Consider the following 21,478-nt stretch of genomic DNA (forward strand, 5'->3'; position numbering starts at 1 on the left):
CGCGGCGGCCAGCGCCCGCGCCCGGCACCGCTCCTCGACGCGCGCCACGACCACCGCGTGCGGGCGATCGAGGTCGGCCCCCAGCCGGCGGGCCCGCTCCCGCAGGCCGTCGGGGTCCCGGACCGTCGGGCCGAGCAGCTCCTCGAGCAGCTCCCCCCGGACCCGGTTCTCCGCCTCGCCCGCCGTCCGGCGGATCAGCAGCAGGAGCGCGGTCACCAGCGCCGCACGCTCGAGGATGCGCTGGTCGGCGTCGGACAGCTCGTCGTCCCGGTGGAGCACCAGACCGCCGAGCAGCTCGCTGTCGACGGTGACGGCCGCCGTCCACCAGCTGCCGTCCCGGACGGTGCGGCCGGTCGCGCGGGAGCGGGTCAGGCCGCCGGCCGGGTCCGGTGGCAGCCCGGCGTCCCCGGGGGTGTCGGCCGGTGTTCCCCGGCCCTCCTCGTCCAGCACGGTGATGGTGCCGCCCAGCGCCTCGGTGACGGCCGCCGCGACGTCCTCCACCCCGCCACCCCGGAGGACGACGTCGATGAACCGGTCGTGCGCCCCCGCGGCCCGCTCCACCGACGCGGTGTGGGCGCGCAGCTCCCGGCTCGCGGCCGACAGCTCGTCCAGCGCGGCCCGGGTCTCCTCGAGCAGGCGGGCGTTGTCCAGCGCGATCGCCGCGTGCGCCGCGAGGGAGCCCAGCAGCGACACCTGCGCCCGGTCGAAGGTCCGCTCGGTGCGGTCGGCGGCGAAGAGGACCCCGATCACCTGGGACCCCCGGATCAGCGGCACGCCCAGGATGGCGACGAGCCCCTCGTCGCGGACGCCGTCGTTGATCTCGTTGGTGTGCCGGAAGCGGGCGTCCTTGAAGTAGCTGGCCGTGGCGTACGGCGCGGCGGTCTGGGCGACCAGGCCCCCCAGGCCGGCCCCCATCGGCAGCCGGAGCGCTTGGAAGCGGGCGGAGACCGAGCCGTCGGTCACGCGCATGTAGGTGTCGCGCCGGGCCAGGTCGTTGAGGGTCAGGTACGAGACGTCGGTGCCGAGCAGCTGCCGGGCGCGACGCACGATCGCGCTGAGCACGGAGTCGACCCCGCGCAGGGCGGCGAGGTCGCTGGCGGTGTCGAAGAGCGCCGACAGCTCCGACTCGCGACGGCGGCGCGCGGCGAAGGCCCCCCGCACCTCCAGGGCGAGGAACTTGACGCGCTCGAGCTCGGCCAGCTCGTCGCCGTCCGCGCCGGCGGCCCGGGCGCGGACCAGCGGCCGCTCGTACTCGATGGCCGCGGCGCCATCCAGGAGCAGCTCGAAGAACTCGATGGCCGACATGGCGAGCATTCTCGTCGGCCCCCTGCCAGGTTCCGCCGCGAGCCTGCGAGCGGTGGGGGGCAGGGGGTCCTTCATCAGTGCGCGCTCCAACCGCCGTCCATCACCAGGGACGTGCCGGTGATGGACGCCGCGGCGGGGGAGCAGAGGTAGGCCACCGCCCCGGCGACCTCCGCCGGCTCGATGAGCCGTTTCACCGCGGCCGGGGCGAGCATCACCTGCTCGACGACCTGGTCCTCCGACAGCCCGTGGGCCTTGGCCTGGTCGGCGATCTGTCCCTCGACCAGGGGTGTCCGCACGTAGGCCGGGTTGACGCAGTTGGAGGTGACGCCGTGCTCGGCGCCCTCGAGCGCGATCACCTTCGAGAGCCCCTCCAGGCCGTGCTTGGCGGTGACGTAGGCGGACTTGAACGGCGAGGCGCGCAGGCCGTGGATCGAGCTGATGTTCACGACGCGGCCCCAGCCCCGTTCGTACATGTGGGGGAGCGCGCCCCGGACGAGCCGGAACGGGGCCTCGAGCATCAGCCGGAGGATGTAGGAGAAGCGGTCGACCGGGAACTCGTGCAGGGGCGCCACGTGCTGGAGCCCGGCGTTGTTGACCAGGATGTCGACGGCGAGGTCCAGCCCGTCGACGGCGGTCAGGTCGGAGAGGTCCACGGCGACCGCCGTGCCGCCGACCTGGGCGGCCGCGCTCTTCGCCGCCTCGGCGTCACGATCGACCACCACGACGTCGGCGCCCTCGTCGGCCAGGCGCACGGCGCAGGCCAGACCGATGCCCGACGCCCCGCCGGTGATGAGCGCACGTCGTCCGAGCAGCGGTCCGGTAGCGGGCATGAGGGGGACGGTAGACGGCGACCGTGACGAGCCACACGGATGTCACCCACACAGTCGAGGGTCGGTGTGTGGCGCCGAGACACATCTGATTCCACGTCGGGGCATGGGGCGATGCCACATGACTGCCGTCACGACCGCAGGCCCGTCGGTGCCCGGCGGGCGTCCGGTCGGCTGAGAGACTCGGCCCCCGACGACGAGCCAGCGGAGGTTCTCCCATGCGCGTGCCCGACCCCGACCGGCGGAACCTGCTGGAGGGCCAGGTCGCCCTGGTCACCGGCGGTGGCGGCAGCCTCGGGCGGGCCACGGCGAGGCTGTTCCTCAAGGAGGGCGCCCGCGTCGTGCTGGTCGACCGCAACGCCGACTCGCTGAGGACGGCGCAGTCCTCGCTGGACGACGTCAACGTCTGGGCCATCACCGGTGACGCCAGCGCGGAGGCCGATGTGGCCGCCGCGATGGACAGCGTGATCGACCGGCACGGCCGGCTCGACGTCGTCGTGGCGAACGCGGGAACCCCGGCGGCGGTCGCCCCGATCACCGAGTTCGACGTCGACGAGTTCGACCGCACGCTGGCGGTGCACGTGCGCGGCGTCTTCCTGGCCTGCAAGCACGGGCTGCGCGTCCTGAGCGACGGCGGCAGCGTGGTGATCGTGTCCAGCGTGGCCGGGGTGCGCGCGGACGCCGGGGTGAGCGCGTACGCCGCGGCCAAGCATGCCCAGGTGGGGCTGATGCGATCGGCGGCCAAGGAGGCCGCGGCCCGCGGCATCCGGGTCAACACGATCCACCCCGGGCCGGTGGCCAACGAGTTCCAGTCCGGGATCGAGACGGGGCTCAGCACCGTCCTGGGCACCGACGCCACCGCGTTCCTCGACCGGCAGATCCCGCTGGGCCGGCACGCGCGGCCGGAGGAGATCGCGCGGTCGGTGCTCTACCTGGCCTCGAGCCAGAGCAGCTTCACCACGGGCAGCACCCTCGTCGTCGACGGCGGGATGAGCACGTGATCAGCCCGGATCGTTGCCCGGGCGCACGACGCCGTCGTCGGCCTGGGCGTCCTCGTCGGTCGTGAGCGTCGCGCTGCCCTCGGGACCGTCGTCGGTCTGGTCCTCGCCGACCGGGCCGTCGGCGGTGTCGGGCGAGTCCTCGTAGCCGGTGCTCTCGGGCTCGGTCATGCGCGCTCCTCGTGGTCGGTCCGGCTGCCGTCTGGGAGCCCATGCCCGGCACCCGGGTGACGAAACAGCGACGGCCGCCGTCCCGGAGGGGACGACGGCCGTCAAGGGGGTCCGCTCAGAAGACGGCCTCGTCGATCTCCATCAGCGCGTTGTCGGTGTTCTCGACGATCGCCCGCTCCGAGGACAGGCGCGGCAGCACCTGGGTGGCGAAGAACCGCGTCGCGGCGAGCTTGCCCTCGTAGAAGAACCGGTCCTTCTCGCCGACCTCGCCGGACAGCGCGGCCAGGGCGACCTCGGACTGGCGGACCAGCAGCCAGGCGGTGATCAGGTCACCGGTGGCCAGCAGCAGCCGGCTGGTGTTCTGGGCGACCTTGTAGAGCGAGGTCATGTCCTCCTGCGCCGCCGTCAGGTGGCCGAACATCGCGGTGAGCATGCCCTGCACGTCGTTGAGCGCGGCGCCGAGGAGAGCGCGCTCCTCCTTGAGCCGGCCGTTGCCGATCTCGCCGTCCACCGTCGCCTTGATCTGCTCGGCCAGCCAGGTCAGTGCGACCCCGCCGTCCTTGACGATCTTCCGGAAGAAGAAGTCCTGACCCTGGATCGCCGTGGTGCCCTCGTAGAGGGTGTCGATCTTGGAGTCGCGGATGTACTGCTCGATCGGGTAGTCCTGCAGGTAGCCCGAGCCGCCGAGGGTCTGCAACGACTCCGCGGTCAGCAGCTGGGTGGCCCGCTCGGAGCCGAAACCCTTCACGATCGGCAGCAGCAGGTCGTTGACCCGCTCGGCCAGCTTCGCCTGCTCGCTGTGGCCCTCGCCCGCCGCCTCTGCCTCGATGACCTGGTCACGGAAGCTCGCGGTGTAGAGGTACAGCGCGCGCATGCCCTCGGCGTAGGCCTTCTGGATCATGAGCGAGCGGCGGACGTCCGGGTGGTGGGTGATGGTCACCCGCGGGGCGTCCTTCGTCGTGGCGGTGAGGTCCGCTCCCTGGATGCGGGTCTTCGCGTAGTCCAGAGCGACCTGGTAGCCGGCCGAGAGGGTCGCGATCGCCTTGGCCCCGACGAACATGCGCGCGTGCTCGATGACCTTGAACATCTGGGCGATGCCGTCGTGCACCTCGCCGACCAGCCAGCCCTGCGCGGGCACCGGTCCGTCGCCGAAGGTGAGCTCGCAGGTCGTGGAGACCTTCAGGCCCATCTTCTTCTCGACGTTGGTGACGTAGACGCCGTTGCGCTCGCCCAGGGCACCGGTCTCGGTGTCGACGTGGAACTTGGGGACGACGAACAGCGACAGCCCCTTCGTGCCGGCCTTCGCGCCCTCGGGGCGGGCCAGGACCAGGTGGATGATGTTGTCGCTGAGGTCGTGCTCGGCGGAGGTGATGAACCGCTTCACGCCGGTGATGTGCCACGAGCCGTCGGCCTGCTGCACGGCCTTGGTGGTGCCGGCGCCTACGTCGGAGCCGGCGTCGGGCTCGGTGAGCACCATCGTGGCGCCCCAGCCCTTCTCCAGCATGAGCCCGGCCAGCTTCTTCTGGTCGGGAGTGCCCAGCTCGTCCAGGACGGCGGCGAACGCCGCACCCGAGCCGTACATGAAGACGGCGGGGTTGGCGCCCAGCACCATCTCGAACGCGGCCCACGTCAGCGCGTGCGGGGCGCCGAATCCGCCCAGGTGCTCGGGGACGTCGAGCCGCCACCACTCGCCGTCGTTGATCGCCTTCATCGACTTCTTGAACGACTCGGGCAGCGTCACCGAGTGCGTGGCGGGGTCGAAGACCGGCGGGTTGCGGTCGGCGTCGGCGAAGGACGCGGCGATCGGCCCCTCGGCCAGCCGGCGGATCTCGGTCAGCACCCCGCGCGCGGTGTCGACGTCCATCTGCTCGAACGGTCCGGAGCCGAACCGGTCCTTGGTGTCGAGGAACTCGAACAGGTTGAACTCGAGGTCCCGCAGGTTGGCGGTGTAGTGCGTCATTGCGCTGGGCTCCCGTGCTCCGTGCTGGTGAGCGGCGGTTTCCTACTCACCAGTAACAAACGGTATTACTCACGGGTAGCAACGAGCAAGTGCTGCGGTGGTGACACGCCCGGAGGGGTTGATTTCGGGAAGCTCGCTACTCAGCGGCTCCTGCGCCGCCCCCGCGCGGCCAGCACGGCTCCCAGCAGTGCGGAGACCAGCCCGCCCAGGACCGCGGCGATGAGGAGCGCCAGGACCAGCGGCGCGTTCACGTCGGTGAAGACGAGGCTGATGTCGACGTTCTGGGTGTTGAAGACGACGAACAGCACCAGGACGACCGTCACGAAGATCAGCAGGGCGAGCGCCACCGTGCGGCCGATCGTCCGGCCGGTGTGGCGGGCGGGCTTCGCGGGACCGGTCTGCGCCGGGCCGGACGGCGGGCCGCCCGCGGAGGGGGCGGTCGTGCCGGCGGGCGCGGACGACGTGCTGGCGGGGAAACCGGCGGTGGGGTCGGAGCCGGGGACTCCGGCCGGGCGCTGTTCGGGAGTGGTCACGTCGCTGAGTGTGATCCGGTCCGGGGCCGTCCGCAGGGCGCGGCTGCACCCGGACCGGGAAAGTTGCCGTTCCGCAACGCTCGACCGACGTCAGTCGCGGTGCGCGTCGGGCTCGGTCTCCGCCGGCGGGTAGCTGGGGCCGGCGACGCCGTCGGGGCCGCCCTGCGACTCCTCGTCCCCCGGCGGCGCCACCTCGCTGCCGAGCGGGCCGGCTTCGCGATCGTCCTTCTCCTCGGGCATCGTCATGAGGCCGAGTGTGCGTCGAATGACGAGACGCCGCTCTGTCGGGGTCTCCCCGCGACGCAGGCCCCGGTGCGCTGGCTGTGGATCTTCGACTCTGTCCTCGAGTGCGGGTCAGTCCTCGAGTGCGGGTCCGGCCTCGTGGTGGGGGTGGCCCGTCGTCCGTTCCGACTGCTTCATGCGCGCCTCGAAGACGTGCCGGTCGCCGTCGGCCAGTTCCTCGCGCGCGCGGGCGTCGAAGTCCCGGAAGGCGGTCCAGTAGTTCGCGTCGAAGTCCTCGACGATCTGGAAGGTCCAGCGGTCGGCGATGACGTTGCGGCCCACCAGGTCGCGGTCGACGTCGTCGGCGAGCGCGGTGTGCCCGGCATTCCGCAGCAGCTCGACGGCGTCCTGGAGCACGCGGTCGGCCTTGCCGGTCAGCTGGTGGAAGCCGTACAGCAGGCCGCGGGCCTGCTCGACGGTCTCGAGGGCCTCGGAGAGCTTGCCGAGCCCCTCGACCGTGGTGTCGTCGAGCTCGGGACGGGTGCGGTCGTTCGTCACCGGCCCATCGTGCGGGGCCGGCGGGGTGAGCGCCTGGTCAGAGGCGGGCGGCGGAGAGGTTGATCAGACGCTCGGCGAGCTGGCGCCCGTGCGACGCGGGGCCGTCGGGACCGAGCAGACCGCCCGAGAGGTACATACCGTCGATGATCAGGTGGATCTGTGCGGCGAGGTCCTCACCGGCGCCGGGCACGATCTCGTCGGCGAGCCGCTCGAGCCGGCCGTAGAGCTCGAACTTGTAGTCGGCGGCCGCGCTGCGGGCCGGGTGCTGCGGGTCGTCGTACTCGCTGCTGACGTTGTTGAACGGGCAGCCGCGGAAGCCGGTGCGGGTCACGTCGCGCTCGACGGCGTCGACGACCGACAGCAGCGCGGCGCGCGGGTCGCCCTCGAGGCGGACCAACTCGGCGTCGATGAACGCCAGCACCGTGGCGGCCTTGCGGGAGAGGTAGGCCCCGACGAGGTCGTCCTTGCTCTTGAAGAGCCGGTAGACCGTCATCTTGCCGAGCCCGGTCTCGCGGACGAGCTCGTCCATGCCCACGCTGCGGGAGCTGCGGCCGGCGAAGAGCCGCTCCGCGGTGTCCAGCACGATCGCCTGACGCTCGGCACGACTCCGGCGCACCGGGGCCCCGGCGTCTGCGAGTGCGTTGTCTGCGGGGGCGAGGGACAGGGCAGCGGTCACGTCAGGGATGGTGCACCACACCGTGACGGATCAGTTCGCGGCACGCCGATGAATGTCGCTCTGTGTGACGAGAGGCGCCCGGGTTGTGCGGGACGCCGGGGAGCGGTGGGGCCGCTGTGGCAACGGAGAGTGACTTCCTTCAGTTGCGGCGCACGCGCCGCGGGTTGGCCAGCATGCGGGTGACGGTGGCGGTCGCCTGCTCGGGGGTGCGCGACTCCTCGGTCTGAGCCTCGGTGGAGTCGTCGGATACTCGGATCTCGTTCTGCATGTCCGCCATGTACACAGCCTGCCCTCGGCGGGCCGATCGGGAAACGCCCCGGACCGGTGATCCTCCCCGTTGGGGCTGAGAGATCGCTCACGTCCCCGCAGGTCAGTGCGGGTGGTGGGTGTCCAGGAGGGGCTCGGCGGGCCGGTTGCGGCGCCGTCCGACGACGGCCAGGACGACGACCCAGGCGAGTACGGCGAGTGACACGATGAAGAAGCTCGGCGGCAGATCCACCATCGCCGACAGCACCAGGCCGCCCCACACCGCGGCCAGCGCGAGCGCCACCGAGATCAGTGCGACCCGCCCCGGCCGGGCCGTGATCCGGAGCGCGGTCGCCGCCGGCGTCACCACCAGCGCGAAGAGCAGCAGGGTGCCGACCACCTGGACGGCCATCGTGATCGTCAGGGCCAGGAGGACGACGAACGCGAGCCCGAGCGCACGCACCGGCACACCGCGGGCCTCGGCGACGGCGGGGTCGACCGAGGCGAACACCAGGGGCCGGGCCAGGACGGCGAGCGTTCCCACCACCGCGGCGGTGAACGCGCCGTAGACCAGCAGCTGGTCGTCGGAGATCGCCAGCAGGTTGCCGAACAGCACCGACGTCGTCGTGCTCGCGTTCGCGCTGGCCAACGAGGCGAACAGGACCCCGAGCGCGGTGGCCAGGGCGAGGATCGTGCCGGTGGCCATCTCGCGGTCGGCCACCTTCCGGCCGAACAGCCCGATGAGCAGCCCGCCCCCGACGCAGAAGACGGCGAGGCCCAGGGTGACCGGTGCGCCGACCAGGATCGCGCCGGTCGCTCCCGGGAAGCCGATGTGGGCCAGCGCGTGCGCGGCGAAGGCGTTCTGCCGCGTGATGACGAAGTAGCCGAGCAGGCCCGCCGCGACCGCGACCAGCGAGCCCCCGATCAGGGCGTGCTGCATGAACGGGCTGCCCAGGATCTCCAGCCAGTTCGACTGGAACTGGACACCGGCGAGTGCACTCATCGCTGTGATCCAGGGGCGGGGTCCCGCCACGCGGCGCGGGTGAACAGGTCGCCCTGCGCGGTGCGGACGACGCCCACCGGGGTGCCGTAGAGGTGGGTGAGGAGCTCCTCCTGCACGACGTCGGTGATCGGGTCGTGGTGCGGATGCCCGTCGAGCAGGTAGATCGCCTCGGAGAGCACCGGCAGCAGGGGGTTCAGGTCGTGCGCCACCACCATGATCGTGACGTCGCGCTCGCGGTGCAGCTCACCGAGCAGCTGGACGATCTCCTGCTGGTTGCGCAGGTCCAGGTTGGCCAACGGCTCGTCGAGGAGCAGCAGCTCGGCGTCGTCGACGATGGCCTGGGCGATGGCGACCCGCTGCTGCTGGCCGCCCGAGAGCTCCGACATGCGGCTCTCGGCGTAGTCGTAGGCGCCCACCCGGCGCAGGGCCTCGTCCACCCGGGCGCGCTCGGCGGCCGAGGTGGGCCGCAGCCCGAACCGGCTCCCCGTCAGCCCCAGCGTGACCAGGTCGCGACAGCGGATGGCGTGCCCCAGGGCGGCGGTGTAGTTCTGCGGGACGTAGCCGATCCGGCGGTTGCCGCGGCGCGGCGGCGCGCCCAGGACGTCCACGCGGCCGCCTGCCACCGGGAGCAGGCCGAGGGCGAGCTGGAACAGGGTCGTCTTGCCGGCGCCGTTGGGACCGATCACGCCGACGACGGCGCCCGCGGCGACGCTGAACGTCCCCTCCGACCAGACCGTGCGGCCCCCGCGGACGACGCTCACGTCCACCATCTCCAGCGCGGCCGGACGGTCGCCACCGGTCGCGGGAAGCACCGTCACGGCGCCCCGGCGAGGGCGTCGGAGACGTCGGAGAACTGGGCGAGCTGCCACGCGATGAAGGAACCGCTCGCGTCGGGCGGCGATTCCGAGACCTCGACCACCGGCACCCCGGCGGCCTCGGCGGCGGCGCGCAGCTGCTCCGGCACGCTGCCGCTGGTCTGCGTGTTGTAGATCAGGACGTCGACGGAGCCGTCGGCCAGTGCCGACTCGAACGCGGCGAGATCACCGGGCGCCGGGTCGCTGTCGTTGCTCGAGGCGCGGCGGTACCCCTCCGGCGTCGCGTCGACCAGCCCGAGCGCCGCGGCCATCCGGTCGAACACCGGCTCGGTCGCGGCGTACGTGCGGCCGGAGACGCTCGAGCCGAGGGCGAGGACGGCGTCGAGGTAGGGGCGCAGGCCCGCCTGCCAGGCGGCGGCGCGCTCCTCGAAGAAGGGAGCGGCGTCGGGGGAGGCCCGGGTGAGCTCGTCGGCCAGGGCCGGGCCGATGGCGTGCACCGCCTCGGGCTCGTACCAGAGGTGCGGGTCGGCGCCGTCGGGAGCGTCGACGAGGTCCGCCACGTCCAGCACCGCGGGCGCGGGGTCCTGGGACTCCACGGCGTCCTCGGCCCAGGAGTCGTAGTCGGCGCCGTTGACGACGACCAGGTCGGCGTCGGAGAAGGCGGCGAGATCGGCCGTGCCGGGCTCGAAGTCGTGCGGGTCCACCGCGCCGGACGCCACGATCGTCGTGACGTTCGCGCAGTCACCCCCGATGGAGCGGACGACGTCGCTCCACTGGCCGACCGAGACCACGACGTCGACGACCTCGCCGGGGCACGCGTCGGCATTGCCGGTCGCGACCGTCGATCCGTCGTCGGATCCGCCGGAGCAGGCGGCGACAGCGAGAGTGGTGAGCGCGACCGCCGTGCGGACGGCGGTGGTGCGGGCGCGGGGCACGACGGCGGTTCTCCTCGTAACTGACAATGATTCCCACTACCAGTATGCCCGACGGGAGCGTCCCGCCGCACGGGGGTCAGGAAGGGCGTCAGCGGGAGCCGGCGACCAGCGGATCCCAGAGGTCCAGGGCGGCGGGATAGGACGCGTAGACGCTGAACCGGTCGATCACGCCGTCGAAGCGCCGCACCACCTCGGTCGGCACGTCCTGTGGCTCGGCGACGACGGCGAACGCGGCCAGGACCTCGTCGTCGACCAGGTCGCGCATCGCCGTCCACTTGTCCTCGCGGCGGCTGACCGACAGGGCGTGCAGTTCGTCGGCGAGGGACTCCCAGCCGTGCACCTCGAGCACCGGGCGGTAGGCAGGCGTACTGCCGTAGAACGCGATCGTCGCCTTCACCGCAAGGGCGGCCGCGGCCATCTCCTCGGCGTCCCGGCCGGTCACGACCATCCCGGGAAGCGTGACGGCGACCTGCTCCCGGGTCCGGCCGGCGGTGGCCAGGCCCTCCTCCAGCGCCGGGATCGTGCGCTCGCGCAGGTAGCGCTCGGTGGTGAACCCGTGCACCAGCAGACCGTCGCCGACCTCACCGGCCAGCCGCGTCATCGCCGGGCCGACCGCCGCGAGGTACACCGGCGGGGGGCCCCACTCGTGCGCGGCGGGGGCGAACATCGGCGTCATCAGGGTGTGCCGGTAGTGCTCGCCCTGGAAGCGCAGCGGGGTGCCATCCTGCCACGCGCTCCAGATGGCGTTCAGCGCGTCGACATACTCGCGCATCCGGGCGACCGGCGGGCTCCACGGCATCGAGAACCGCCGCTCGATGTGCGCTTTGATCTGCGTCCCCAGGCCGAGTACGAACCGGCCGCGGGTGTAGCGCTGGAGGTCGTAGGCGGTGGTGGCGAGGGTCATCGGGGAGCGGGCGAACGCGACCGCGATCGCCGTCCCCACCTGCAGCCGTTCGGTGGCCAGCCCGGCCGCCATCAGGGGAAGGAAGGGGTCGGAGTCGACCTCGGACGCCCACACCCCGGCGTAGCCGCGGGCCTCCAGGTCCCGGGCGGTGGCCGGGATGTCGTCGTTCCCGGTGGACAGCAGCGCGGCGTCGAGGAGCACGGCTGCCGAGCTTGCCCGACAGGGGACCCCCTGGCGAGGTCCGGACCGCCTTCCGTAGGTTCTGCGCCCAGTGGCCGGCAGCGTCGCCGGCCGGCAGGAGGTCGTCGTGGCGCAGCTGGCACCGCTGCTCGCCGACCTTCGGGCCGAGGGGGACGCACTGGACGGCGTCGTCGCCGCGCTCGAGGAGACGGCGTGGCTGGGCCAGACGCCGGCCGAGGGCTGGACCATCGCCCACCAGATCGCCCACCTCGCCTGGACCGACGAGCAGGCGCTCCTCGCCGCGACCGACCCCGAGGGGTTCACCCGTGCGATGACCGACGCCGCTCCCGGCCTGACCGCCGCCGTCGACGACGCCGCGGACACGGGCGCGACCGACGCGCCGGAGCGGTTGCTGGCGCGGTGGCGGGACGGGCGGGCGGCGCTGGCCGAGCGGTTGGCCGCCCTGCCCGCGGGCGCCCGGCTGCCGTGGTTCGGGCCGCCGATGAGCGCGGAGTCCATGGCGACGGCGCGGCTGATGGAGACGTGGGCGCACGGCCTCGACGTCACCGATGCGCTGCACCACCCGCCGTCGGTGTCCGGGCGGTTGCGGCACGTCGCGCACATCGGCGTCCGCACGCGCGATTTCGCCTTCCAGCAGAACGGGCTCCCGCCGCCGACCGACGAGTTCCGCGTGGAGCTGACCGCGCCGGACGGCGGCACCTGGACCTGGGGACCCGAGGACGCCGACCAGCGGGTCACCGGCCCGGCGCTGGACTTCTGCCTGCGGGTCACCCGCCGGCGGCACCGTGCCGACCTTGCTCTCGAGGCCACCGGCCCCGATGCCGACCGCTGGCTGGACCTCGCGCAGGCCTTCGCCGGGCCGCCCGGCGAGGAGCGCCCGCCCGCGGACGCCGGTACGTGAGCGGACCGCTGCGGATCGGCAACGCGTCGGGCTTCTACGGGGACCGGCGGTCGGCGGTCCGGGAGATGCTCGAGGACGGGCCGCTCGACGTCCTCACGGGTGACTACCTGGCCGAGCTGACCCTGCTGATCCTGGGCCGGGACCGGGCGAAGGACCCCTCCCGCGGGTACGCGCGCACCTTCCTGTCCCAGATGGAGGAGTGCCTCGGGCTGGCGCACGACCGGGGCGTCCGGATCGTGGTGAACGCCGGCGGGCTGAACCCGGCCGGCCTCGCGGACGCGCTGCGGGACCTGGCCGGCCGGCTGGGTCTGCCGAGCGCCGTGGCGCACGTGGAGGGCGACGACCTGCTGCCCCGCGCGGCGGATCTGGGGCTCGGGGCGCCGCTGACCGCGAACGCCTACCTCGGCGCGTTCGGGATCGCGGAATGCCTGCGTGCCGGGGCGGACGTCGTCGTCACCGGCCGGGTCACCGACGCCTCGCTGGTGGTCGGGCCGGGTATCGCGTACTTCGGCTGGGGCCGCGACGACCTGGACGCGCTGGCCGGTGCCGTGGCGGCCGGTCACGTGCTGGAGTGCGGTGCCCAGGCCACCGGCGGCAACCTCGCCTCCTTCGACGAGCACCCGCTCGAGCAGCTGCTGCACCCCGGCTTCCCGCTGGTCGAACTCGCCGCCGACGGCTCCTGCGTGATCACCAAGCACCCCGGCACCGGCGGCGTGGTCGACCGCGACACCGTCACCGCCCAGCTGCTCTACGAGATCGGCGGCCCGCGGTACGCCGGCCCCGACGTGGTCGCGCGGTTCGACACGATCCGGCTGGACGACGACGGTCGCGACCGGGTGCGGATCTCCGGGGTGCGCGGCGAGCTCCCGCCGCCGGAGGCGAAGGTCTGTCTCAACGCACTCGGCGGGCACCGCAACGAGGTGACGTTCGTGCTGACCGGCGACCGGATCGACGCGAAGGCAGCCTTCGCCCGTGCGCAGTTCGAGGCCGGCCTGCCCGTGCGGCCGGCCGAACTGGCCTGGTCGACGGTCGGGGTCGAGCGACCGGACGCCGGCACCGAGGCCGGCGCCAGCGTGCTCCTGCGCTGCTCGGCGCTGGACCCCTCGCCCGAGGTCGTCGGCCGCGCGTTCAGCGGGGCGGCTGTGGAGATGGCGCTGGCAAGCTATCCGGGCTTCCACCTCACCGCGCCGCCGGGCACCGGATCCCCGTTCGGCGTCTACACGGCCGCGTTCGTGCCGCAGGACGCTGTCCCGCACGTCGCCGTCCTGCCCGACGGCAGCCGCGTGGACATCGCCCCGTCCGTGCAGACCCATCCCCTCGAGGAGTTGTCTTCGGCACAGTCGTGCTCTGCTTCGCCAGGTAAGCAGAGCACGACCTTCGCCGGACCCACCCGCCGGGCGCCGCTCGGCGCCGTCGCCCGCGCCCGCAGCGGTGACAAGGGCGGGACGGCGAACATCGGACTGTGGGCGGGCACCGACGAGGCGGCTGCCTGGCTCGCGGCCACCCTCACGCCCGACCGCGTGCGCGAACTGCTGCCCGAGGCCGCGGCGCTGCCCGTCACAGTCCACGCGCTGCCGAACCTGCGGGCGGTCAACGTCGTCATCGACGGGCTGCTCGGCCGCGGTGTGGCGGCCAGCAGCCGGTTCGACCCCCAGGGCAAGGCGGTCGGTGAATGGCTGCGCGGCCGCACCCTCGACATCCCGGAGGCCTTGTTGTGACCGTGTTCCGCTCGGCGCTGGATCCGGCGTCGGCGCAGTTCGCCGCCAACCGCGAGGCGATGCTCGACGCCCTCGCGGCCCTGGACGCCGAGCACGCCAAGGCGCTCGCCGGCGGAGGGGAGAGGGCGGTCGCCCGGCACCGGACGCGCGGCAAGCTCCTGCCGCGCGAGCGGATCGAGCTGCTGCTCGACCCCGACAGCCCGTTCCTCGAGCTCTCCCCGCTGGCCGCCTGGGGCAGCGACTTCGCCGTCGGCGCCAGCGTGGTCACCGGCGTCGGCGTGATCGAGGACGTCGAGTGCGTCCTGGTCGCCAACGACCCCACCGTCCGCGGCGGCGCGAGCAACCCGTGGACGCTGAAGAAGACGCTGCGCGCGATGCAGATCGCCCGCGAGAACCGGCTGCCGCTGATCAACCTGGTCGAGTCCGGCGGCGCCGACCTGCCCACGCAGAAGGACATCTTCATTCCAGGCGGGCAGATCTTCCGCGACCTGACCCGGCTCTCGGCGGCGGGCATCCCGACGATCGCGCTGGTCTTCGGCAACTCGACTGCCGGCGGCGCGTACGTGCCCGGCATGAGCGACCACGTCGTGATGGTGGACGGGGGCGCGAAGGTCTTCCTCGGCGGGCCGCCGCTGGTGCGCATGGCCACCGGTGAGATCGCCGACGAGGAGGAGCTCGGCGGGGCCGCGATGCACGGCCGGGTCAGCGGACTCGCCGACCACGTGGCCCTGGACGAGGTCGACGCGCTGCGGATCGGACGGCGGATCGTCGCCCGGCTGGACTGGCGCAAGCGCGGCCCGGTCCCGGGCGCGTCCGTCGCCCTGCGCTACGACGAGGAGGAGCTGCTCGGCATCGTCGGCACCGACCTGTCGCGCCCGTTCGACCCACGCGAGGTGCTCGCCCGGGTGGTCGACGACTCGGACTTCGACGAGGTCAAGCGCCGCTACGGGCCGAGCCTGGTCACCGCCTGGGCACGGATCCACGGCCACCCGGTCGGCGTGCTCGCCAACGCGCAGGGCGTGCTGTTCAGCCAGGAGGCGCAGAAGGCCGCGCAGTTCATCGCGCTGGCCAACCAGAGCGACACCCCGCTGGTCTTCCTGCACAACACCACCGGCTACATGGTCGGCCGGGAGTACGAGCAGGGCGGGATCATCAAGCACGGCGCGATGATGATCAACGCCGTCGCCAACAGCCGGGTCCCGCACCTGTCGGTGCTGCTCGGGGCCTCCTACGGCGCCGGGCACTACGGGATGTGCGGCCGCGCCTTCGACCCCCGGTTCCTGTTCGCCTGGCCCTCGGCGAAGTCGGCGGTCATGGGGCCGGCGCAACTGGCGGGCGTGCTGTCGATCGTCGCCCGCGCCGCCGCCGAGGCCCGCGGGACGGCGTTCGACGAGGAGGGTGACGCCGCGCTCCGGGCTGCGGTCGAGGCCCAGATCGAGGCCGAGTCGCTGCCGCAGTTCCTGTCCGGCCGCGTCTACGACGACGGCGTCATCGACCCCCGCGACACCCGCACCGTGCTCGGCCTCTGCCTGTCGGCGATCGCCAACCGCGAGGTCGAGGGCGTGGGCGCAGGCAGAGGAGACGCCGGCTTCGGCGTCTTCCGGATGTGAGCGCCGTGATCTCCAGAGTGCTCGTGGCCAATCGGGGCGAGATCGCCCGGCGGGTCTTCCGCACCTGCCGCGACCTGGGCATCGGCACCGTGGCGGTCTACTCCGACGCGGACGCAGACAGCCCGCACCGCGCCGAGGCCGACCGCGCCGTGTGGCTGCCGGGCTCGGCGCCTGCCGACACCTATCTGCGGGCCGACCTGCTGATCGACGCCGCCCGCACCGCCGGCGCCGACGCCGTCCATCCGGGCTACGGGTTCCTGTCGGAGAACGCCGCGTTCGCGCAGGCGGTGATCGACGCCGGCCTCACCTGGATCGGGCCGCCGCCGGCCGCGATCGCCGCCATGGGCTCCAAGGTCGAGGCCAAGAAGCTCATGGCCGCCGCCGGAGTGCCGGTGCTGCCCGAGCTGGACCCGACCGCCGTCACCGAGGCCGACCTGCCGGTGCTGGTCAAGGCATCGGCGGGCGGCGGGGGCCGCGGCATGCGCGTCGTGCGGACCCTCGCCGACCTTCCGGCGGCGCTCACGACCGCCCGCGCCGAGGCCGCCTCGGCCTTCGGCGACCCGACCGTGTTCTGCGAGCCCTACGTCGAGGCGGGCCACCACCTCGAGGTGCAGGTGCTCGCCGACACCCACGGCACCGTGTGGTCCCTCGGCGAGCGGGAGTGCTCGCTGCAGCGCCGGCACCAGAAGGTGGTCGAGGAGACGCCGTCCCCCATGGTGGACGACGCCCTGCGCGCCGAACTGGCCGCCGCGGCGGTCGCGGCGGCGAAGGCGATCGACTACGTCGGCGCCGGCACCGTCGAGTTCCTGGCCCGCGACAACGGCACGTTCTGGTTCCTCGAGACCAACACCCGCCTCCAGGTCGAGCACCCCGTCACCGAGTGCGTCACCGGCCTGGACCTCGTCGCCGAGCAGCTGCGGATCGCCGCGGGGGAGCGGCTGCCGGCCACGCCCCCCGAGCCGCGGGGCGCGGCGATCGAGGCGCGGCTCTACGCGGAGGACCCGGCGCAGGGCTGGCGGCCCACCGGCGGCACGGTCCACCGGTTCGCCGTCCCCGGGGTGCAGGCGGAGTTCGACGTGCTCGCCCGGCCCGGCGTCCGGCTGGACGCCGGGATCGTCGACGGCACGCCCGTCGGCACGTCCTACGACCCGATGCTGGCCAAGGTGATCGCCTGGGCGCCGACCCGCGCGGAGGCGGCCGCCCGGCTCGCGGCGGCCCTGGCCGGCGCCAGGGTGCACGGCCCGACGACGAACCGCGACCTGCTGGTGCGCACCCTGCGCCACCCCGACTTCCTGAGCGGCCGCACCGACACCGGGTTCTTCGACCGGATCGGCCTGGACGTCCTCGCCGCCCCGCTGGCCGGTCCGGCCGAGACCGAGCTGGCCGTGCTCGCCGGTGCCCTCGCGAGCGCCGCGGCCCGGCGCCGTGCCGCCCGCGTGCTGGGCGAACTACCGGGCGGGTGGCGGAACGTCCCGTCACAGTTCGCACGAGCGGAGTTCGAGGTGGCCGGGAGGACTGTCGAGGTCGGCTACCGGCACACGCGTCAAGGCCTCCTGGTCGAAGGCCGCAGCGACGTCGTGCTGGTGTCCGCGACCGCCGACGAGGTGGTCCTGGAGGTCGCCGGTGTGGAGCACCGGCTGGACGTGACGATCGCCGGGAATGCCGTCGACGTCGACGGGGACGGCTGGGCGGTGTCGCTGACGGCGCTACCCCGGTTCCCGGACGCGACGACGGCGGTGGCGGAGGGCTCGCTGGTCGCGCCCATGCCCGGGACGGTCACCGCGGTCCATGTGGCCGTCGGCGACGAGGTGCGGGCGGGTCAGCCCCTGCTCGTGCTGGAGGCGATGAAGATGCAGCACCCCGTTGTGGCCGGGAGCGACGGCGTGGTGCGCTCCCTGGACGTCGTCCCGGGGGCACAGGTGGACGCGGGCGCGGTGCTCGCCGTGATCGAGGCAGGGGAACAGTGACGCTGGACTTCGACGAGGGCGACGAGCTGCGCGCGCTGCGGGCGGCGGTGGCCGAGCTCGGCGGCCGCTACGGGCAGACCTACTTCCTGGAGCAGGCTCGGTCCGGCGGCCGCACCGATGCGCTGTGGGCCGAGGTCGGCAAGGCGGGCTTCCTCGGCGTCAACCTGCCCGAGGAGTACGGCGGCGGGGGCGGCGGCATGGTGGAGCTCTCGATCGTCCTGGAGGAGCTCGGGGCGGCCGGCTGCCCCTTGCTGATGATGGTGGTGTCGCCCGCGATCTGCGGCACCGTGATCGGGAGGTTCGGCACCGCCGAGCAGAAGCAGCGCTGGCTGCCGTCGCTGGCCGACGGGTCGAAGACGATGGGCTTCGCGATCACGGAGCCCGACGCCGGATCGAACTCCCACGAGATCACCACCGTGGCCCGCCGGGACGGCGACGAGTGGGTGCTCCGCGGCCAGAAGGTGTGGATCAGCGGCGTCGACCAGGCCGATGCGCTGCTGGTCGTCGGGAAGATGGCCGACAGCGGGAAGGGCACGCTGCGGCCGGCGCTGTTCGTCGTCCCGACCGACGCCCCGGGGCTCACCGCCCACCGGATCCCGATGGAGATCATCAGCCCGGAGGGGCAGTTCCAGCTGTTCTTCGACGACGTCCGGCTGCCCGGCGACGCCCTGGTCGGGCACCCCGACCAGGGCATCGCGCAGCTGTTCGCGGGCCTCAACCCCGAGCGCGTGATGGCGGCCGCCTACTCCCTGGGGGTCGCGCGGCTCGCGATGCGCAAGGCCACCGAGTACGCCCGCACCCGTCAGGTCTGGGGCACCCCGATCGGCGCCCACCAGGGCCTGGCCCACCCGCTCGCGGCCTGCCAGATCGAGATCGAGCTGGCCCGGCTGATGACGCAGAAGGCCGCCTGGCTCATCGACTCCGGCGCCGATGCCGGAACCGCGGCCAACAGTGCCAAGTACGCCGCGGCCGAGGCCGCCGCGCACGCGGTCGACCAGGCGATCCAGACCCACGGCGGCAACGGGCTCTCCCAGGAGTACGGCGTCGCCGCTCTGCTGGCGATGTCCCGCGTCAGCCGAATCGCCCCCGTCAGCCGCGAGATGATCCTCAGCTTCGTCGCCCAGCACGACCTGCAGCTGCCCCGCTCCTACTGACCTGAGGACGACGATGTCCGCACCGCGCATCCACACGAGCGAGTTCCCACCGGTGGAGACCCCGACGACGCCGATCTGGCATACGGTGCTGGCCGGCGCCGCCGAGCGGGGGAACCACCCCGCGCTGATCGACGGCGTCAGCGGCCAGACGATCACCTACGCGCAGCTCGCGCAGATGGTCGACCGGATGGCGGCCGGCTTCGCCGAGATCGGGGTGAAGCCCGGCGACGTCGTCGCTCTGCACAGCCCGAACACCGTTCTCTACCCGGTCGTGTTCTACGCAGCCAGCCGGGCCGGCGCGACGGTCACGACGCTGTCGGCGCTGGCGACCGCCAAGGACATGGCCACGCAGCTCGACGACAGCAAGGCCACGATGGTGATCACCGTCGCCCCCCTGCTGCCGGTGGCGGTCGAGGCGGCCGGCGACCGGCCGGTCTGGACCTGCGACCAGGTCGAGGGGCACCGCAGCGTCCAGGAGCTGCTGGCCGCCACCGGGCCCGCGCCGGAGGTGCACGTCGACGCCGCCGAGGACGTCGCCGTGCTGCCCTACTCGTCGGGCACCACGAGCCTGCCCAAGGGCGTGATGCTGACCCACGCCAGCATCGGCGTGAACCTGGCGCAGATCGACGCGCTGCACACGATGGGCACCGAGGACCGGATCGTCGCCGTCCTCCCGTTCTTCCACATCTACGGCATGACCGTGCTGATGAACGTGGCGCTGCGGAAGGGCGCGACCGTGGTCGTGCTGCCGCGGTTCGACCTCGCCCAGTTCGTCGACGTGCTCGAGCAGCACCGGATCACCCGCGCCTACGTGGCTCCGCCGGTGGTCCTCGCCATGGCCAAGCACCCGGCCTTCGAGGGACGCGACTTCTCGGCGCTCACCTTCATCCTGTCCGCCGCCGCGCCGCTGGACGCAGAGCTCGGCGCGATCGCCGCCCGCCGGATGGGCGCGGAGCTCGGGCAGGCCTACGGGATGACCGAGCTCTCGCCGGGCACCCACCTGGTGCCCGACGGGACCGCTCACGAGGCGCCGGCGGGGACGATCGGCAAGCTCTTCCCCGCCACCGAGGCCCGGCTCGTGGACACCGAAACCGGCGAGGACGTCGGGTTCGGCGAGCCCGGCGAGATCTGGATCCGCGGGCCGCAGCGGATGAAGGGCTACTTCGGCCGCCAGGAGGAGACCGACACCCTCATCGACGCCGACGGCTGGCTGCACACCGGCGACATCGGCACGGTCGACGAGCACGGCTGGTGGCACGTCGTCGACCGGGTCAAGGAGCTGATCAAGTACAAGGGCTACCAGGTGGCGCCCGCCGAGCTGGAGGCCGTGCTGCTGGCCTCGCCCGACGTGACCGACGCCGCGGTGATCGGGGTCTACGACGAGCGGGGGGACGAGGTGCCGAAGGCGTTCGTCGTCCGGGCGCCGGGCAGCACCGCCACGGAGGACGACGTCATCGCCTTCGTCGCCGAGCGCAGCGCGCCCTACAAGCGGGTCCGGCTGGTGCAGTTCATCGACGCGGTGCCGAAGTCGGCCAGCGGGAAGATCCTGCGCCGCGAGCTGCGGGCGCAGGAGAAGGCCGGATCCGCCTAGGCGTCGCCGGTGTCCTCGCCCTCGGCCGGCTGTTCCGGATGCGGGGTGCGGCCGCCGGTCTCGTCGTCGCCGGGCTCGTCGCCCTCGGCGCTCTCGGTGCTGTGCGGCGTCCGTTCGGGCTCGGTCATGGCGGTCCTGTGCCCGGCGGTCCGCGGGGGAAACGCGGGTCAGGCGAGCGGGACGACGGCGGGCGTCCGCGGCAGCAGCGCCTGGACGTCGCCGTCGTCCGGCAGCGCGCCGCGGGCGCCCGGACCGGTGGTCGACAACGCTGCCGCGGTCACCGCGTACCGCACGGCCTCGGGGAGCTCCGCTCCGCGCGCGAGCGCCTGGGCCAGCGCGCCGCAGAAGCAGTCCCCGGCGCCCGTGGTGTCCACAGCGACCACCTCCGGCGGCGCCTGCAGCAGCGCGGGAGTGCCGTCGCGGCGCACCAGCAGCGCGCCGCGGGCGCCGAGGGTCACCACCACGACCGGGCCGACGATGCCGCGGGCAAGGGCGGCCAGCTCGGCAGGCGTCCGGGCGCCGGCGGCGGCGCCGGTCAGCTGCACCAACTCGTGCTCGTTGGGGACCAGCAGGTCGACCAGGCCCAGCAGCTCATCCGGCAGGAGGCAGGGAGGCGCGGGGGTGAGGACCACGGTTCCACCGGCCGCCGCCGCGGCGGCGTAGACGGTGTCCAGCGGCACCTCCAGCTGCAACAGCAGCACGGCCGCCCGGCGCACGGACTCGACGTCGGCGTCCTCGGGGGTCAGCTCCGCGTTCGCACCGGGGACGACGACGATCAGGTTCTCGCCGCTGCCGTCCTCCACCGGGATGGTCGCCGACCCGGTCGGGACCCCCGCGGTGCGCTGCACGCGGCTGACGTTCACCCGCGAGCCGGCGAGCGCGGCCAGCTGACGGTCGCCGGCGGGGTCCTCGCCGACCCGGCCGACCATGTGCACCCCGGGGCCCAGCTGCCCGGCGGCCGCGGCCTGGTTCGCGCCCTTCCCGCCCGGCGCCAGCTCCGCCGATCGGCCGATGACGGTCTCGCCGCGTCCGGGCAGCCGGCCGACCGCGACGAGCACGTCCTCGTTGAGGCTGCCGACGACGGTGACGGACACGGGCACGACCTCCGGGAGCACGAAGCGGGGAACAGCAGCGATCATGGTGCCGTGACCGCCGCCGCGCCCCGCAGAGTGGTCCCGGCGCC

General features: G+C 73.4%; 22 protein-coding genes. 7 read left to right on the forward strand and 15 right to left on the reverse strand.

The features are described 5' to 3' along the window. A partial coding sequence (locus E4P38_RS16680) for a GAF domain-containing protein (protein WP_245161086.1) occupies window positions 1-1,305 on the reverse strand: 1,305 nt, incomplete at its 3' end. Window positions 1,306-1,379: 74 nt separating this feature from the next. Next, window positions 1,380-2,135 (reverse strand): 3-hydroxybutyrate dehydrogenase, encoded by a 756-nt coding sequence (locus tag E4P38_RS16685; RefSeq protein WP_135133083.1) that lies wholly within the window; start codon window positions 2,133-2,135, stop codon window positions 1,380-1,382. A 215-nt stretch (window positions 2,136-2,350) separates the two neighbouring features. Here E4P38_RS16685 and E4P38_RS16690 point away from each other — a divergent pair, with 215 nt between their 5' ends. Beyond that, window positions 2,351-3,133: an SDR family NAD(P)-dependent oxidoreductase gene (locus tag E4P38_RS16690; RefSeq protein ID WP_135133084.1), complete on the forward strand. Its 783-nt coding sequence runs from the start codon at window positions 2,351-2,353 to the stop codon at window positions 3,131-3,133. Here the strand turns inward: E4P38_RS16690 and E4P38_RS22990 are convergent, their stop codons facing one another. The 11 genes from E4P38_RS22990 to E4P38_RS16730 all read right to left on the reverse strand — a co-directional run bounded on the left by E4P38_RS22990 (window position 3,134) and on the right by E4P38_RS16730 (window position 11,354). After that, window positions 3,134-3,301 (reverse strand): hypothetical protein, encoded by a 168-nt coding sequence (locus E4P38_RS22990; protein ID WP_167760601.1) that lies wholly within the window; start codon window positions 3,299-3,301, stop codon window positions 3,134-3,136. Window positions 3,302-3,416: 115 nt separating this feature from the next. After that, complete coding sequence (locus E4P38_RS16695; protein ID WP_135133085.1) at window positions 3,417-5,261, reverse strand: acyl-CoA dehydrogenase; 1,845 nt, start codon at window positions 5,259-5,261, stop codon at window positions 3,417-3,419. A gap of 140 nt (window positions 5,262-5,401) precedes the next feature. After that, window positions 5,402-5,794: a LapA family protein gene (locus E4P38_RS16700; protein ID WP_135133086.1), complete on the reverse strand. Its 393-nt coding sequence runs from the start codon at window positions 5,792-5,794 to the stop codon at window positions 5,402-5,404. 90 nt (window positions 5,795-5,884) lie between these two features. Continuing rightward, the gene (locus E4P38_RS22995) at window positions 5,885-6,040 is read right to left on the reverse strand and encodes a hypothetical protein (RefSeq protein WP_167760602.1); all 156 of its coding nucleotides are present in this window, start codon (window positions 6,038-6,040) and stop codon (window positions 5,885-5,887) included. A gap of 108 nt (window positions 6,041-6,148) precedes the next feature. After that, window positions 6,149-6,574: a hypothetical protein gene (locus E4P38_RS16705; protein WP_135133087.1), complete on the reverse strand. Its 426-nt coding sequence runs from the start codon at window positions 6,572-6,574 to the stop codon at window positions 6,149-6,151. 37 nt (window positions 6,575-6,611) lie between these two features. After that, window positions 6,612-7,250 (reverse strand): TetR/AcrR family transcriptional regulator, encoded by a 639-nt coding sequence (locus E4P38_RS16710; protein WP_245161087.1) that lies wholly within the window; start codon window positions 7,248-7,250, stop codon window positions 6,612-6,614. A 139-nt stretch (window positions 7,251-7,389) separates the two neighbouring features. Next, window positions 7,390-7,527: a hypothetical protein gene (locus E4P38_RS23000; protein ID WP_167760603.1), complete on the reverse strand. Its 138-nt coding sequence runs from the start codon at window positions 7,525-7,527 to the stop codon at window positions 7,390-7,392. A gap of 93 nt (window positions 7,528-7,620) precedes the next feature. Next, window positions 7,621-8,499, reverse strand: a complete 879-nt coding sequence (locus tag E4P38_RS16715; RefSeq protein ID WP_135133088.1) for a metal ABC transporter permease — start codon at window positions 8,497-8,499, stop codon at window positions 7,621-7,623. Next, window positions 8,496-9,317 (reverse strand): ABC transporter ATP-binding protein, encoded by an 822-nt coding sequence (locus tag E4P38_RS16720; protein WP_245161088.1) that lies wholly within the window; start codon window positions 9,315-9,317, stop codon window positions 8,496-8,498. The genes E4P38_RS16715 and E4P38_RS16720 overlap by 4 nt, the downstream gene beginning before the upstream one ends. After that, window positions 9,314-10,249, reverse strand: a complete 936-nt coding sequence (locus tag E4P38_RS16725) for a zinc ABC transporter substrate-binding protein (protein ID WP_135133089.1) — start codon at window positions 10,247-10,249, stop codon at window positions 9,314-9,316. The genes E4P38_RS16720 and E4P38_RS16725 overlap by 4 nt, the downstream gene beginning before the upstream one ends. An 88-nt stretch (window positions 10,250-10,337) precedes the next feature. Beyond that, entirely contained in the window at window positions 10,338-11,354 is a 1,017-nt protein-coding gene (locus tag E4P38_RS16730; RefSeq protein WP_135133090.1) for a TIGR03617 family F420-dependent LLM class oxidoreductase, read from the reverse strand. 70 nt (window positions 11,355-11,424) lie between these two features. On the opposite strand from E4P38_RS16730, the gene E4P38_RS16735 reads away from it, so the two are divergent. From E4P38_RS16735 to E4P38_RS16760, 6 genes are read left to right on the forward strand one after another with little or no spacing between them, the layout of a single operon-like run. Continuing rightward, on the forward strand, window positions 11,425-12,255 hold the full coding sequence (locus E4P38_RS16735; RefSeq protein WP_245161089.1) for a TIGR03084 family metal-binding protein: 831 nt from the start codon (window positions 11,425-11,427) through the stop codon (window positions 12,253-12,255). Continuing rightward, on the forward strand, window positions 12,252-13,973 hold the full coding sequence (locus E4P38_RS16740; protein WP_135133091.1) for an acyclic terpene utilization AtuA family protein: 1,722 nt from the start codon (window positions 12,252-12,254) through the stop codon (window positions 13,971-13,973). The genes E4P38_RS16735 and E4P38_RS16740 overlap by 4 nt, the downstream gene beginning before the upstream one ends. Beyond that, the gene (locus E4P38_RS16745; RefSeq protein WP_135133092.1) at window positions 13,970-15,583 is read left to right on the forward strand and encodes a carboxyl transferase domain-containing protein; all 1,614 of its coding nucleotides are present in this window, start codon (window positions 13,970-13,972) and stop codon (window positions 15,581-15,583) included. The genes E4P38_RS16740 and E4P38_RS16745 overlap by 4 nt, the downstream gene beginning before the upstream one ends. 5 nt (window positions 15,584-15,588) lie before the next feature. Then, window positions 15,589-17,550, forward strand: coding sequence for a biotin carboxylase N-terminal domain-containing protein (locus tag E4P38_RS16750; protein ID WP_135133093.1), 1,962 nt, complete (start codon window positions 15,589-15,591; stop codon window positions 17,548-17,550). Then, window positions 17,547-18,704 carry an acyl-CoA dehydrogenase family protein gene (locus E4P38_RS16755; RefSeq protein ID WP_245161090.1) on the forward strand — a complete coding sequence of 386 codons (1,158 nt, stop codon included), beginning with the start codon at window positions 17,547-17,549 and terminating at the stop codon, window positions 18,702-18,704. Before E4P38_RS16750 ends, E4P38_RS16755 begins: the two co-directional genes overlap by 4 nt. A gap of 13 nt (window positions 18,705-18,717) precedes the next feature. Next, on the forward strand, window positions 18,718-20,295 hold the full coding sequence (locus tag E4P38_RS16760) for an AMP-binding protein (RefSeq protein WP_135133094.1): 1,578 nt from the start codon (window positions 18,718-18,720) through the stop codon (window positions 20,293-20,295). On the opposite strand, the gene E4P38_RS23890 is transcribed toward E4P38_RS16760, so the two are convergent. Together E4P38_RS23890 and E4P38_RS16765 are read right to left on the reverse strand one after the other, a co-directional pair. Further along, the gene (locus E4P38_RS23890; protein WP_280791091.1) at window positions 20,292-20,423 is read right to left on the reverse strand and encodes a hypothetical protein; all 132 of its coding nucleotides are present in this window, start codon (window positions 20,421-20,423) and stop codon (window positions 20,292-20,294) included. The genes E4P38_RS16760 and E4P38_RS23890 overlap by 4 nt on opposite strands. A gap of 39 nt (window positions 20,424-20,462) precedes the next feature. After that, window positions 20,463-21,434 (reverse strand): ribokinase, encoded by a 972-nt coding sequence (locus tag E4P38_RS16765; protein WP_245161091.1) that lies wholly within the window; start codon window positions 21,432-21,434, stop codon window positions 20,463-20,465. Window positions 21,435-21,478: the final 44 nt, after the last annotated feature.

The organism is Blastococcus sp. CT_GayMR16 (assembly GCF_004570875.1).
Taxonomy (GTDB): domain Bacteria; phylum Actinomycetota; class Actinomycetes; order Mycobacteriales; family Geodermatophilaceae; genus Blastococcus_B.